Annotated in this window: 19 protein-coding genes and 1 pseudogene; all 20 read left to right on the forward strand. The window is 29.2% G+C overall.

Features of this window, described 5'->3' with window-relative positions:
- Window positions 1-508 precede the first annotated feature (508 nt).
- The 20 genes and pseudogenes from CIW83_RS13710 (at window position 509) to CIW83_RS13800 (ending at window position 13,711) form a co-directional block, all read left to right on the forward strand.
- Window positions 509-973 carry a Holliday junction resolvase RecU gene (locus CIW83_RS13710; RefSeq protein WP_094902096.1) on the forward strand — a complete coding sequence of 155 codons (465 nt, stop codon included), beginning with the start codon at window positions 509-511 and terminating at the stop codon, window positions 971-973.
- Window positions 974-1,065: 92 nt separating this feature from the next.
- Window positions 1,066-1,227 (forward strand): hypothetical protein, encoded by a 162-nt coding sequence (locus CIW83_RS22300; RefSeq protein ID WP_158220127.1) that lies wholly within the window; start codon window positions 1,066-1,068, stop codon window positions 1,225-1,227.
- Between the two features lie 319 nt (window positions 1,228-1,546).
- The gene (locus CIW83_RS13715) at window positions 1,547-2,071 is read left to right on the forward strand and encodes a hypothetical protein (RefSeq protein WP_094902098.1); all 525 of its coding nucleotides are present in this window, start codon (window positions 1,547-1,549) and stop codon (window positions 2,069-2,071) included.
- A 418-nt stretch (window positions 2,072-2,489) separates the two neighbouring features.
- Complete coding sequence (locus tag CIW83_RS13720) at window positions 2,490-3,044, forward strand: DJ-1/PfpI family protein (RefSeq protein ID WP_304440623.1); 555 nt, start codon at window positions 2,490-2,492, stop codon at window positions 3,042-3,044.
- A gap of 295 nt (window positions 3,045-3,339) precedes the next feature.
- Window positions 3,340-3,777, forward strand: coding sequence for a hypothetical protein (locus tag CIW83_RS13725; RefSeq protein ID WP_094902102.1), 438 nt, complete (start codon window positions 3,340-3,342; stop codon window positions 3,775-3,777).
- Between the two features lie 147 nt (window positions 3,778-3,924).
- The gene (locus CIW83_RS13730; RefSeq protein WP_094902104.1) at window positions 3,925-4,290 is read left to right on the forward strand and encodes an SdpI family protein; all 366 of its coding nucleotides are present in this window, start codon (window positions 3,925-3,927) and stop codon (window positions 4,288-4,290) included.
- A 304-nt stretch (window positions 4,291-4,594) separates the two neighbouring features.
- Window positions 4,595-5,161 carry a flavin reductase family protein gene (locus CIW83_RS13735; RefSeq protein WP_094902106.1) on the forward strand — a complete coding sequence of 189 codons (567 nt, stop codon included), beginning with the start codon at window positions 4,595-4,597 and terminating at the stop codon, window positions 5,159-5,161.
- Window positions 5,162-5,276: 115 nt separating this feature from the next.
- Window positions 5,277-5,693 carry a VOC family protein gene (locus CIW83_RS13740; RefSeq protein WP_094902108.1) on the forward strand — a complete coding sequence of 139 codons (417 nt, stop codon included), beginning with the start codon at window positions 5,277-5,279 and terminating at the stop codon, window positions 5,691-5,693.
- 300 nt (window positions 5,694-5,993) lie between these two features.
- Window positions 5,994-6,311 carry a hypothetical protein gene (locus tag CIW83_RS13745; protein ID WP_094902110.1) on the forward strand — a complete coding sequence of 106 codons (318 nt, stop codon included), beginning with the start codon at window positions 5,994-5,996 and terminating at the stop codon, window positions 6,309-6,311.
- A 320-nt stretch (window positions 6,312-6,631) separates the two neighbouring features.
- Window positions 6,632-7,294 carry a Type 1 glutamine amidotransferase-like domain-containing protein gene (locus CIW83_RS13750; RefSeq protein ID WP_094902112.1) on the forward strand — a complete coding sequence of 221 codons (663 nt, stop codon included), beginning with the start codon at window positions 6,632-6,634 and terminating at the stop codon, window positions 7,292-7,294.
- 429 nt (window positions 7,295-7,723) lie between these two features.
- Window positions 7,724-7,981: a hypothetical protein gene (locus CIW83_RS13755; protein WP_201259885.1), complete on the forward strand. Its 258-nt coding sequence runs from the start codon at window positions 7,724-7,726 to the stop codon at window positions 7,979-7,981.
- Window positions 7,982-8,389: 408 nt separating this feature from the next.
- Window positions 8,390-8,713, forward strand: coding sequence for a hypothetical protein (locus CIW83_RS13760; protein ID WP_094902114.1), 324 nt, complete (start codon window positions 8,390-8,392; stop codon window positions 8,711-8,713).
- 244 nt (window positions 8,714-8,957) lie between these two features.
- On the forward strand, window positions 8,958-9,287 hold the full coding sequence (locus CIW83_RS13765) for a hypothetical protein (protein WP_094902116.1): 330 nt from the start codon (window positions 8,958-8,960) through the stop codon (window positions 9,285-9,287).
- 78 nt (window positions 9,288-9,365) lie between these two features.
- Window positions 9,366-9,767, forward strand: a complete 402-nt coding sequence (locus tag CIW83_RS13770; protein WP_094902118.1) for a hypothetical protein — start codon at window positions 9,366-9,368, stop codon at window positions 9,765-9,767.
- 557 nt (window positions 9,768-10,324) lie between these two features.
- Complete coding sequence (locus tag CIW83_RS13775) at window positions 10,325-10,762, forward strand: DUF2383 domain-containing protein (RefSeq protein ID WP_094902120.1); 438 nt, start codon at window positions 10,325-10,327, stop codon at window positions 10,760-10,762.
- A 133-nt stretch (window positions 10,763-10,895) separates the two neighbouring features.
- Complete coding sequence (locus CIW83_RS13780; protein ID WP_094902122.1) at window positions 10,896-11,234, forward strand: DUF898 family protein; 339 nt, start codon at window positions 10,896-10,898, stop codon at window positions 11,232-11,234.
- Between the two features lie 119 nt (window positions 11,235-11,353).
- Window positions 11,354-11,668: a transposase gene (locus tag CIW83_RS23805; protein WP_255374427.1), complete on the forward strand. Its 315-nt coding sequence runs from the start codon at window positions 11,354-11,356 to the stop codon at window positions 11,666-11,668.
- An 11-nt stretch (window positions 11,669-11,679) separates the two neighbouring features.
- Window positions 11,680-12,447 carry an IS3 family transposase gene (locus CIW83_RS13790; RefSeq protein WP_235601344.1) on the forward strand — a complete coding sequence of 256 codons (768 nt, stop codon included), beginning with the start codon at window positions 11,680-11,682 and terminating at the stop codon, window positions 12,445-12,447.
- 287 nt (window positions 12,448-12,734) lie between these two features.
- A pseudogene (locus CIW83_RS22305) lies at window positions 12,735-13,259 on the forward strand (N-acetylmuramoyl-L-alanine amidase); the annotation flags it as partial.
- A 131-nt stretch (window positions 13,260-13,390) separates the two neighbouring features.
- Window positions 13,391-13,711, forward strand: a complete 321-nt coding sequence (locus tag CIW83_RS13800) for a hypothetical protein (protein WP_094902128.1) — start codon at window positions 13,391-13,393, stop codon at window positions 13,709-13,711.
- Window positions 13,712-14,593: the final 882 nt, after the last annotated feature.

Raw genomic sequence — 14,593 nt, forward strand, 5'->3', positions numbered from 1 at the left:
AACTATTAGGCCAGGGTATCTTAAATCCTAATATACAATATGAAAGATGATAGTAGATTGTTAATTATTATTTTTAGAGGTAGACAATTAAATTATGGACTGAATAGACAAGCTTTATAGGAGTAACGGAGATAAAATAATCGGGGACAAGCCCCGACTCAATTATTGTGAATTAGAAGAAATCACAGTTACAGAAAATAATTACTAATATTAAAAAGAAGAATAGTAGAGAAGTATCCATACCTCTATGACAATCTCTTCCACCTAATAAGCCATCAGTCACAATAAACGCCTCCTAATTAGTAGTCGAGAGTGAGAGCCCTCTTAATATTATATGAAATCCTATTATAAAGTGTTAATTATATAATCATTAAATTTAAAGAAGGTAAAAGAACATAGCTTAGGAGGAGATACTAATGAAAGTATTGAGAAGATGGAAAAAGCTAATTAGAGGGACATTACTTAAAGAATATATAGCAAATAGTATTTTAAAATAAGGAGAATATCTATGGGTTATCACAAAGGAGATGTATTTGAAGAAATAATAAACATATCAAATAAGGTCTATAAAAGAAAAGGAATAGCATTGGTACAAAAGATAGCTACACTAATGACACCAATAAGACGAGGAGGAAAAATAACCTCTGCATACTATGAGGAAAAAAGCACATTAGATTTTATTGGAGTATATCAAGGAGTAACTATAGCTTTTGATGCAAAAGAAACTAAAGAAGAAAATAGATTTCCTCTTAGTAATATTCAGGATCATCAAATTGAATTTATGGAAAATTGGTACAAGCATGGAGGGATATCATTAGTTAGGATACTTTCCATGATTGATACAGGAGCAGTAGCACAATATGAGCTAGTAGATGAACCAGGTAATAAACATATGCCACTGATTGTAGACGGTAAAAATATAGAGGAATTTGAAATATTAGGAGAACAATTAAATCTATTTCAGGAAGGATAGACTTAGACAAGCTAATACAATTATGTTTTAGAAGTATTATTAGGGAAGTCGATGCAGATAAAGATATTTCAAAACAATATAAAGAGCTGGCTATGGAAGAATATAAGGATCATGAAAATACAATAAAAATTATATATGAGAATAAAAGTCATAAAGAACATGAAGGTAAAAAGCATAGGGATAAATGCATCTATAGAGTAGAGGATATTATTCCAAGGAAGGTAAAGAAAAGACTATATGAAATAGTAAGGTGAAGGCAGGAGATGAAAATGAAGAAAATAAGATGTATAAAATGTAGCAAATTACTTCTAGAAGCAGAGGGAAAAGGGGCAACGATATGCCCTAGATGTAAAACTAAGAATAAATATGATACCTAGAAGAACAATTAGAATAGATAATGTCATTTATGTGTAATTGAATATTGAACCTTGAAAACTGAATAATATGGTATTAAAAAAATAGAAGCATAACATATCAAATAGATTCATTATATATGATATAATATCCGCATAGGTAATTTGTAATAGTAAAAAATGCGAAGCAAGATTATTTATATTTGACAGAGGTGAAATAGTGGAATACATTGAGATAATTCCCCATGAAGGAATTGGACCATTAAAATTGGGAATGTCATCTGAAGAAATACTTTTTACTCTTGAACAACTTCATACTAAATGGTTAAGTGAACAAAGTTTTGACATATCAAAACCTTCCGACATTGATTGCTATACGAGATATCAAGACGGTTCATCATTTTTTATGGTAAAATATAAAAACAATAAAGCTGTTGAAATTGCAGTCGACTATGAGCTACGAGAGAAGATGAAGATAGAGATTTATGGAATTGATGTATTTCAAACGACTGCTGAAGAATTAATATCAAATCTAAAAAATTATAGCGTTTGCAACTATGATATGGAAGATGAACTGCTTAGCACAAATTACGAATTTGATGATATAGGAATTCGTCTTTGGAGAGAGGAACCATTTCACCCTAAGCTTCTTTCTGATGAGTCATATATAAATGAAATGAGGGAAGTTATTGATGAAATGTATCAGTATCTTTATTTTCAAATAATAGCTGTTAAAAGCTTATAATGGAAGATTATGAGCATTATCTTAGATGGCTTGCATGTCATATAATTTATTTTAAATGTCGTGTTTGTTAAAATTAAATATTTTAATTCAATGCCGTATTATTCAGAAACGAATTTTACGGTGTTTCTATATTATACTTTAGGTAACTAAGTCTATTTATGTGAAGTAATAATTAGAAATTGAAATGAGAACAATGTACCTTGAAAATTGAATAATACGGTATAAAAATCAGAAAATTACTACAATAGCATAGAAAATATGGTATAATTTTCTTATTAGTTAAATCAGATTAGTAGATTTAGGCGCCTTAGTGATGTGGGAATTATTAGATTTACTAATTGATAAAATATGTAATTTATGAGGTGATTTTATGAAAAAAACGGCTGTACTTATTTACCCCAATTTTTCCATGTAGGAAATTAGTTCTCTTACAGCATTATTTTGGTTTCATGGAAAAGAAATGACTGTATTTGCATCTAATCTTTCCGAAATTAAAACTGAGGACGGCTTTACATTGATTGCAGATAAGCTGTTATCTGACTTTAACCGAGAAGAATTTGATTGTATTATATTACCAGGCATAAGTGACCCATTTCCTGTAACAGAAGATGAGGAAGTAATACGATTTTTAAAGCGATTTATTGGTGATGAAGATATTGTAATAGGTGCCATTTCAAGTTCACCTATGCTATTGGCTAAAGCAGGATTACTAAAGGATAAAAAGTATACAAGTGGTATATTAGAGGAAACATTTGAGGAATTTAAATATCTTCCAAAAGAAAATGTGGTAAGAAAACCAGTTGTAAAGGATGGAAACTTAATTACAGCAATAGGATTTGCTTTTCGTGAATTTGCAGTTGCTGTTGCTCAATCGGTAGGGGTTGACTGTCCAGATAAAATATTCCAAGGTGTTACAAGAGAATATACAGAAGAAGAACTTACCTTTTATCAATCTGATATGTATAAGGATTAAATTGAAATTTAATAAGACGCAATCTTTTTATTAAATGTCGTGCTTGTTAAAATAAATATTTTATAAAAATACCGTATTATTCAGAAACGAATTATACGGTATTTTTATATTATACTTTACGTAACTAAAGTTATTTATGAGAAATTGAACTTTGAAAACTGAATAATACGGTATTGAAAAGTAAAACATTTATCAAATAATGTAAATAGGCTTATGATATAATATATATACTATAGTTTTCATACAAGTAGAATTATGTGGTGTAAGAATAACTTAGATTTTGGAGTGATTATATATGTTTACAAATATAATGAGTGAGCCAATATACGAATGTTATAAATTGCTTATAGATTTTGCTTTTAAAAAAAGTAAAAAATTTTTTTTTAATATACAAGATGGATTGAGAGTGAATGATAGTGTACTCGGATTATTTAATGAAATGAAGAAGCACTTTATTAAAAGAGTACCATCCAACAATTTTTCTCATACAGATTATACAAGAGGAAAACTATATATTTTTGAATGTAATGATGAGACAAATTTGATAATAAGAAATAAAGTTACTGGTTTGTACGATTGGAGACTTCCTGAACTTCCAGAAGATTTAAGTTTTATAGATGAAAATGGGGATGTATGGTTTGCAACTATATCTCATGAGCATATGGGATGGTTTACTGAAATTAACGACAAAGAAAAGAGGTATTTAAGAAGTATCATAGACGTTAAATTTTAAATATTGAAAAATAAATAGTATTTATTATAATATCTACATAGGTAATTCGTAATAGTAGAATAATACGTAGCTGTATTAGTAAAAATCTTACTATTTGAAGTATCTAAAGGGTATAAATATTAATATATTGAATTAGGAGGGATTGTTATGAAATCTTTTATTCCAGTCTTAATTTCGGTTATTCCAATTCCGATTTTAATGATTGCATTTGGAGTTCTATGGGAAAAGCATCCACCTAAAATTATAAATTGGATATATGGCTATAGATCAATAAGAGCTATGAAGGATGACAATACATGGAAATTTGCAAATCTATATCAAGCAAGAGTATGGCGTTGGAGTGGAAATATCTTGCTAGTATTTGCTTTGATTTTCTCATTAAACTTTACAAAGAGTTATAAAGAAATACCTGCCTGGATTTTCTATACAGAATTAGGCATTATGATTTTAACAATAATACCAGCAGAAATAGCACTTCGGAGGAAATTTGACAAAGAAGGTAATTTGAGATAAGATGCATAATTTATATTAAACGTCATGATTGCTAAAACTAAACATTTCATTGAAATACCGTATTATTCAGAAACGAATTTTACGGTGTTTTTATGTTGAATTTTAACTAACTAAGGTTATTAGTTCGACATAGCTATTAAAAATTAATATGATAATTTGAACCTTGAAAACTAAATAATACGGTATTGTTAGATCGAGAATTTATTTTAACAATGTAAAGGATATGGTATAATTTTCTTGTTGAATAAATTGGATTAGCATATAATTGTATAATAAAAATTTTATTGGAAAGGAGTGAAATTTTATGCAAAAGTATTCAATAGCACCACAGAGAGGTTTTTTCCCCCAACCATCATATTTAATTGGTACTTTTAAAGAAGATGGTATTCCTAATTTTTCTTTAATCACATGGATAACATTCTGCTCGGTTAATCCCCCCATGTTAATGTTTGCATCGAGAGGTAGAAAGCTTACTCGTGAACTTGTTGATAAAAATGGAATGTTTTCAGCAAACCTTGTTACAACTGAAATGATGTACATGGCAGATTATTTTGGAAATACTTCAGGTTATGACAGAGATAAGTGTGAGGATATTAGTATAAAATATATAAAAGGTAAAGTTTTAGATATTCCTGTATTAGAAGAATCTCCATGGATATATGAGTGTAAGCTTATTGAGACTATTAATAAGGGTGATGGATGCATATATATAGCGGAAGTTAAAAATATATTAGTAGATGAAACAATAAAAGATATATCATATGGAAAAGTTGATTTGATTTCCATTGATCCATTAATATATGCTCCTGGCCAATATTACAAATTATCATCAAGTATTGGTTCAGTTGGATATTCTAAAAGAACAACGTAATGAGTAACTAGTTTATATTAATTGAAATATATATTTTTCAAAATTTAATGATTATAAAATTAAATAATTATAAAAAATGCCGTAGTATTAGGGATAATAGAGGGAGGGATAGTAGATGATTGTTACCCCAAATTATCATTTTAATGGTAATTGTGAAGAAGCTTTAAAGTTATACCAAAAAGCATTTAATGGTAACCTAATTATGCTTATGCACTATAAGGACGCAAATCCAAGAGACATATGTATCGAAGACTTATCAGATAGAGAGAAAAACTATGTATACCATGCAGAAATGGTTATAGGAACTCAACGTTTTATGTTTTCTGATGATACAGATGAAATTCCTAAAGGTCAGAGTATTTCTATTGTTATTACCTTTGACTGCTCAAGTGATGTTAAGAACGCTTACAATATATTAATTGATGGAGGTATGGTTCTTCATCCATTAAGAGAAACATCATACAGCAGTTGCTTTGTATCTCTAATAGATAAATTTGGTATGAGATGGGAACTGATGACAGAGAATAAATGATAATAACTGTATAATATTCTTATTAATCGCCACGATTATAAAATAATATATCCAAATAAAATACCGTATTATTCAGAAGTGAATTGTGCGGTATTTTTATCTTATCTTTTAAATAACTATGGAAATAAAGATTGAAGATTGAACCTTGAAAATTGAATAATACGGTATTGAAAAATAAAAATATTTACCATGACGTGCCAAATAGATTCATTATATATGCTATAATATTCACATAGGTAATTCATAATAGTATTTTTATATAATATCATAAAAATATTATTAAAATTAAGGGGTGGAGCTTTGAAAAAGAAAAAGATTCTTACTATAACTACAATTTGTAGCATTATAGCTTTGTATATTATACTTCATATTACACCGACCTTAGCATTGAGAACTCATTTATTTATGAGCGGCTATCCTGTTATTGCATTTACCACAGGAATAGTAGATGATGAATTTCACAATAGGATAGATAAACAAATTCTTGAAAGTCAAAACGCTAAATGCTATACCCTTACAAAACCAGCATTTGAGAAAACAACAAAAGGCCAATTAAGAAATTACAAGGTAACTAAAAAAGGTATTCTATATTTTGCTGAATACTACGGAGAATTATAAAAATAATGAATATCATTTATATTAAACATCATAATTATTAAAACTAAATATTTTATTGAGATACTGTATTATTCAAAAAAGAATTTTACGGTATTTTTATATTATGTTTTAAGTAACTAAGGCTATTTATGTGAAGTAATAATTAGAAACTTGAACTTTGAAAACTGAATAGTACGGTATTAAAAACTGAAATATTTCCATAAATTTATTGGTGTTATATGATATGTATGCTACAATATATCATATAAGTAGGTCGTAGTCGTATAATAAGGCGAACTACAGATTATTTATATTATATAAACTTTACTACGGAGGTACTTATGAAAACTCACTATTATTTCGGTTGGTTTAACGATGTTTTTCCTGACAAGCTGGTTAAGTTGTTGCATGAGGATATAACTGATAGAAAATCGCTTATTATGATTAGTGCGAATCCATTTCTTCATGAAGATGAGGAAGTTGGTGCCACTGAACGCTCGTGGCTTGACCAGGCCAACATTATGTTTGATGAATATCATTTAATTGATTATGGCGTGCAGAAGGAAGAGTCCCAAAAATTAATTCAAAATGCTTCAGTCATTTTCTTGTTGGGTGGAAATACCGTTGAACAGAACGGTATTTTGATTGAATATGAATTGTCAGATTTGATTAAAAAAAGCAGAGCCGTTGTAATGGGAACAAGCGCTGGTGCGATAAACATGTCCGCTAAATGGTTATGCTCGAAATACACTGGCTATAAAGGTGAAATAAGCTCTATTTACGATGGTATCGGCCTTGACAATTTTTCAGTCCTGTCTCATTTTGATCTTGAAAATAACATTGAGCAGATTCAAGGTGAACTATCTCTCTTATCAGAAGAAATAAATGTTTATGCGTCGAACAAAGATTGTGCTGTACGCGTAAAGGGAGACAAAATCGACATTTTAGGCAATGTATATTTAATTTCCCACTCAAAGATTCAGAAGTTGGATGAGACGCTTTAGTTGTGGTGAGTGGCTATGGCTTAATTGAATTAATTTCTCTATGCAAAACTTCTGCAACAGACAAGGTCATGGTCGCATACAGCATAAGCATAATCTACAGTAAGTTTCTTGCACAATATTTATAATAAACGTCATGTTGTAGAAAACTAAATATTTAATTGAGATACCGTATTATTCAGAAAAGAATTTTACGGTATTTTTATATTATGTTTTAAGTAACTAAGGCTATTTATGTGAAGTAATAATTATAAATTCAAATGAGAACATTGAACCTTGAAAATTGAATAATACGGTATTGGGAAGTAACAATATTTACCATTAAACATATGCTGCAATATCTATTAAGCATATGCTACAATATCTATATTAGTAATACATAATAGTAGGATTATGTGCAGTAAAAAATCAAGGAAGAGGAATTGAGTAAAAATGTCTAAGAGAAACAATACTAATAAAGATAATTCATATAATAATAAAAATCAAGAAAACGATAATAATCATTATGTAAGTTTTGGAGTTGGAGTTGGATTAATAGGAGGCTGTTTATTTGCAACAGTTATTGGAGTTGTGTTTGGGTTAATGGGAGATAATTTATTTCCAATGGTTATGGCTCTTGCATCTGGATTTGGAATGCTTATGGGAATAGTTATAGGTGCAGTAATGGATAACAATAAAAATAAAGTTTAATCAATATGATGATTTATATATTGGTAAGACGTATAATTTATATTAAACGTTGTGTTAGTTAAAACTTAATATTTAATTGAGATACCGTATTATTCAGAATTGAGTTTTACGGTATTTTTATATTATGTTTTAAGTAGATAAAGTTATTTATGTGAAGCAATAATCAGAAATTTGAACATTGAAAACTGAATAATACGGTATTAAAAAATAAAAATATTTACTATAATATACCAAGTGGATTCATTATATATGTTATAATATCCACATAAGTAATTCGTAATAGTATATTAATGTGTAATAAGCAAATTTTTAAAAGGAGGCGATTCTATCAAAAAGAAAATTGCAATAATCTCAATTATTATCTTAATATTTTTATTTCCAACTATCCGAAGAGTTTTCAATAAAGTTATGATGCCCGATAAGATATTAGTGGTAGGACACCAGATTAGTGAATATGTATTTGAGTTTACTAAGGAAATAAAAGACAAAGATAGAATAGCAGAATTTGAAAATTTATTTGAAGAAATAGTTTTTTCAACTGGGGAATGGAATGAAGAAACTTACGCTGATATAATCTTGCAAATAAATCATAAAGAAGGAATATTTACACATCCACTTGAGATATGGATTGACGGAGATGAAGCTACGGCATTAATACCAGGGTTTGTTGAAGATAATATTGGTAGATTATCTAAGTCACAATTAGAGAATTTAAAAGCTATAATAAATTAGAAGGAATATAATATATATTTTTATTTAGTATCAAAACATATTTTAATAGATGAACATTATTTATATTAAATGTCATAATTATTAAAATTAAATATTTAGTAAAGATATCGTATTATTTAGGAGGAATTTTACGGTATTTTTTATGTCGCATAACAAGTATTATATTCATCAAAATAAATAAATAGAGGCTCTAGAAGCCAGGAAAATAAAATCCTTGGGCTTTTCTTTTTTTGGGAGGGAGGATATGCAGGATCTACAGATAGAATTAAATAAATATAGAAGTGAACTTAGTAAAACAATTACAATTATAAGAGAAAGAGGAAAGAATAGGGCAATAGCAGAAAGAGACTATAGAGTAGAATTAGCAAAAGAGATGTTAAGATTAAGAGCAGAAGGTGTGCCAGTCACAATAATATCTGATTTATGCTGGGGGAATGAAAAGATAGCAGATTTAAAGTTAGACAGAGATATAGCTGAAACTTTATATGAATCGAATATGCAGTTTATATATAAGACTAAGCTTAATATAGATATAGTTATGAAGCAGATTGAGGCAGGGAGGAAAGGAGAGTAGGAGATACAATTAAAAAGAGAAATAGAAGTTTGTATAAAGAAAACATCAGAGAAAACAACTAAGGAAGTCGTGGAATTATTGAAAAGACAAAGATTAATTAAATCTGATATGAGCTTTTACAAAAAGACAGAAATAGTATTATATAATTATGAAAAATTGAAATTAGCAGTAAAACAGAAGGAAGAAGACATTAAATATATACGAGAAAATGGATTACCAGAAAGGTCAAAATCAATAGTATTTTTTAGCACTGCAGGCAATATGAGTGCAGGAGATAGATATGTAGAGTTAATAGAAAAATATAAAGCTGATATAGCAGAAACTGAAAGGGACATAGCAAGAATAGATAATGCATTAGATAAAGTAAGAGATGATAAATATTTTAAGATAGTAGAATTAAAGTATTTGAAGCAAGAAATAAAGACAGATGGGGAGATAGCAGATATACTAGAAAAGGAGGACCACTATCGGAAGAAATAGAAATAGATTATTAAATATAATAAAAATTATATTATTTCCAGAGAGCATAAAGGAAATATTATAAAAGTGATTTCGCATCGTTACATATTCTAATTCTTTATAGTAAAATGATATTGTGGAAAAAATGTAAGATATACAAGGATTTTCCAAGATCATGTGTCAAAATTAAATAAGGATTTACATTAAATCTCACCAGTTCGCCGGTGAGATTTTTTTATAATCTAAATAAATATACTCATAAATAATAACTAAATGAGGTGAGAAGATGGATTCAAGATAGTATATAGTTTATAAATATCTAAATTGGAATAGAAGTTTCATTCTTCTTGCCAGTGAAGTAAATTATGATGAGAAGGAATCAAAATATATAACTTGTCCCTATCATGGCAAGCATAGAAAGATTATAGTTACTGGAGCCTATGATTCAATAAAAGAATGTATGCAAGAAAGAAGTTATAAGAGGGATAGAGGGAAGATGAAGCAGGTGAAATAGGAATAAATTTGTAAATTAGTGGAAAGATAAAGCAAATGATAAATTTTTTTAAGGAGGATATAAATTGAACAAGAATCTAGAAACAATAAAATCACTTAACGAACTCTTGCAAGGAGAATATATGGCAGTAGAAAGTTTTAATAACTTTATATCTAGGTTAGGTGATGAAGGGATCAAAAAGGTTTTTCAGGAGGTCCAAAAACAACACAGAGAAAATATTGATAAGTTAGCAAGTTATATACAAGATATAGGGGGACAGCCAGACGAAAATCTTGGTATGAAGGGGAAAATGGGAGATATTAAACTCAATATGGATTTGGGTTCAAGTTCAGATAGTGAGGAAATTGTAAAAAAGGCTGTTGAAGGGGAAACCCAAGGGGTCAATATGGCAGAAAAAGTTTTAAGAGGGGATTTAGATGATAGATCTAGAGATATAGCAGGTGAAATTCTAGAAAAGGATAGAAGGTCAATAGATAAATTAAAAAATTTAAATAAGAGCTAGAGCCACCAGGCTCTTTTTTCATGTAGATTACGCATATAAAATAAACATACAATGTCACAATATGTCGAACGGTTATAGAAGAATTTTCTCTTTTATTGTCGAAGTATATATAGGGAAAGGAGGGGAGAAAAGAATGGATATTACTGTAAATATTAATGCAAGTACTTCAGGAAACTCATATTTTGATGGAGGATTATTACAACTAATAGGATGGACTTTGTTAGGGACTTTAATTACAATCGTTACTTTAGGCATCTGTTATCCTTGGGCTTTATGTATGGTATACGGATGGAAAATCAATCATACTGTGATTGATGGTAGAAGATTAAAGTTCAATGGTACAGCAATTGGATTATTTGGATTATGGATTAAATGGCTATTATTAATGATTATTACTTTAGGAATTTATGGTTTTTGGGTTGGAATATCTTTAGAAAAGTGGAAAGTTAAGAATACAACATTTGTAAATTAGGCTAAGACATCCGATAGGGTGTCTTTTCTTATGCAATAAATTAAGGCAGGTGGTGATATGAAGAAAAAAGTGGAAGACTTAGCAAATATGAATCAGGGTGGAAAGATAAATTAATAGTTATCGAAGGATGGGCAAGAGATGGACTTACAGATGAGCAAATAGCTAAGAATATGGGGATTAGCACCAGTACATTATATGAATGGAAAAAGAAGTATTCGGAGTTTTCGGAGGCCTTAAAAAGGGGAAAAGAAATAATAGATAGAGAAGTAGAAAATGCTTTATTGAAACGTGCATTAGGTTATGAATATGAAGAAATAACACAAGAAAGGATAATAAGAAAAGATGTAAAAGGTGACCCTATGACAGATTTACATGAAAAAGAATTGGATATGCTAAAAAAGTACCAGGCTTTCTTGAAGCGAAAGAACAAGTAAGATTTCAATACATTAAAGATAATCAAGATTCCTTGAACATCAAGAAGGCTTGCAGAACACTGGGAGTTTCAAGAGCTGGATATTATAAATATTTAAATCATAAACAATCCAAACGCGATCTAGAAAATGAAGCATTAAAGGAAGTAATCAAAGAGATTTTTGATGAAAATAAAGGTAGATACAGATCTATTCGTATAGGAAAAGTACTAGAGCAACGTGGAATTCATGTAAATCGTAAGCAAATATCTAGATTAATGCATGAAATGAATCTATGTCCTAAAGGAACCAGATATAGTTATAAAAAATATAATCAAAAAAATAGAGGTGAAGAAAGGCCTAATCTACTTAATCAAATGTTCGTTACGGATACCAAAAATAAAATCTGGGTAGGTGATATTACATATGTACCAACTAGAAAAGGAACCCTCTATCTTGCAGTATTTATTGATATGTTTTCTCGAAAGGTAGTTGGATGGTCGATGGGAAGTAGAATGAAAGATACCCTTGTGATTGAAGCATTTCTTCAAGCTTATGGGAAAGAACGGCCTAAATTCGGGCTAATAGTTCATACGGATCAAGGCTCTCAATATACGAGCGGCAATTTTCGTACTACTCTTGTAAAATACGGCGCTACTCATAGCAACAGTAGAAAGGGAAATCCTTATGATAATGCAGCCATGGAATCCTTTTACCAAACAATAAAAAGAGAGCTTATTCAAGATGCTCATTTTGCAACTCCTGAACAAGCTCAAAAAGAAATATTTAAATATATTGAATAATACTATAATACGAAAAGAATACATTCCTCCTTAGGATACCTCTTTCCCTCCAAATTTGAGGAACAAAATTCATAAAATCCTCTTAACTTTGTGTCAACAAAACATTGACATCTCCAAATAGATAATGGCCATGGACTTAATACTTCAGGTAAAAGAACTCCTTCATTTTCTAGAACAAATAAAGTAATAAAAGAATGGGAATTTAATCATCCAACAGCTAAAAGAATAGGGCAATTATTAAAATATAATGGATTTGATGTGCTGTTTGTCAGGAAGATACTACTTTAAATGTACGTACCAAGAAAGCTAATGATACAAAGGCAGATGCTTATATATCTATACATTTCAACGCATATCAGGGAACATGGGGAAGCCATGGAGGTACAGAAACTTATCATTATCCAAACTCAACTAAAGGTAAACAACTTGCAGATTTAGTCCAGAATGAATTAATAAAAGAAACTAGATTAAGAAATAGAGGAGTAAAATCGGCTAACTTCCAAGTGTTAAGAGAAACCAATATGGTATCCGTACTAGCAGAATGTGAATTCATGGATAATATGGATGAAGCTAAACTAATGTTAGATGAAAATTATCAGATGAAATGTGCCAGAGCTTTAGCTAAAGGGATATATAGATATTTTGGTGTTGGGCATAAGGAAGAAAAGAAAGAAGTATATAGCCCATGGGCTACAGATGCTATGGAATGGGCAATTAAATTAGGTCTAACTGATGGAACTAATCCTAAAGAACCCGTCACATTAGAAAGATTTATAGTAATATTATATAGATATGGTAAGGCTCTAGAATAATCTAGGGTCTTTTTAATTTAAGGGAATTTGTTCTTTAAAAATCGAATAGCGCGATATTTAAAAGATATGATATAATTAACTTATGATTATATTATATTGTGAATTAACTATGTTGTTAGGAGAGAAAAATTATGACTAAATTTATTTTCGCGATTTTACCATTTGTGGCTGTTGTAATTGCAATTGTATTGATGTTAAATAATGTTAATAAGAAAAATAAGAAGAGAAATACTACAGAAAATCAAAATACTTTTGAAAATACAAATATCGAGAAAAAAGAAGAAAACACGGAAGAAGATTATATGTCAATTGGAATGAGCTTAGGAATGTGTTTTGGTGTAGCAATAGGTACATCATTTATGAATATATTTGGGTACAATACGCTTATTTATGGTATATGCTTTGGAATGTTGGGTGGAATGCTTGTAGGAATGTGTATAAAGAAAAAGTAATTTTTCTTTGTTCAATAGAAAGGAAGTATATGGAGATAAAGAGTTAGGAAAATTACTAAAGTAGGCTAGGGAGAAATCTCTAGTCTTTCTTTGTTTCTATATAAGCAGTAAAGAGACCCTCTAGAAAGGTCTCTTTATATATTGGAATGTGTTTTTACCAAGAGAAAATGGGTGATAAGCTGTTAGCATGTCTAACGCTTAATACTATTATATTAATTTAATTAAATTAGGTGAAATAAATATTTATTGTTTAGATGAAATTAATTTATTTACTAGTGAGCTGCAGAGGAAAATTGAATAATGTCATTAGTATGAGGCTCAGAATTAAGTTTTAAGAATTTTTTATTTTTTGAATGTGATATAAAAGAATTAGATAAATTCACATTTAGTCGACTCCATATTCACCATTTGAAGGGGAAGTTTAGAAAACTTTATAGATAAGGGCATCTTTTATGAGTTTTCATGATACTTTTATGATCCCATCTATATTGTATATATGATATTATGAATATAGTAGAGAGGAATGAGATGGGCAATTAACTAAAAAGTAATTGAGGTTATTGTACAAAAGTGAATATTAATGGTCGCTATTTGGCTGTAAATTAGAAGATTTACTAAATGATGACAGAACAGATTATTAAATTCTAGTAGAGAACTTACTTAATGTAGGTTCTTTTTTAATGAAAATTTTGGAGTTGGGCAAATGGAGGATATATGTAAGGAAAGACATAAAAGTAGTTTATAGGATTGCTAGTGGGAGCTTTTGTAAGCTTCTCTTTTTATGTAATCCAAGTTAAATTAATTAAATAAAAAATATTTTAAATGACATAGTAAAATTTCTTTCAAGAATCTATCTATATATTGAAAGGTGAAAAAGCCGAC

The organism is Tissierella sp. P1 (genome assembly GCF_002266425.1).
In the GTDB taxonomy this organism is placed as follows: domain Bacteria; phylum Bacillota; class Clostridia; order Tissierellales; family Tissierellaceae; genus Tissierella; species Tissierella carlieri.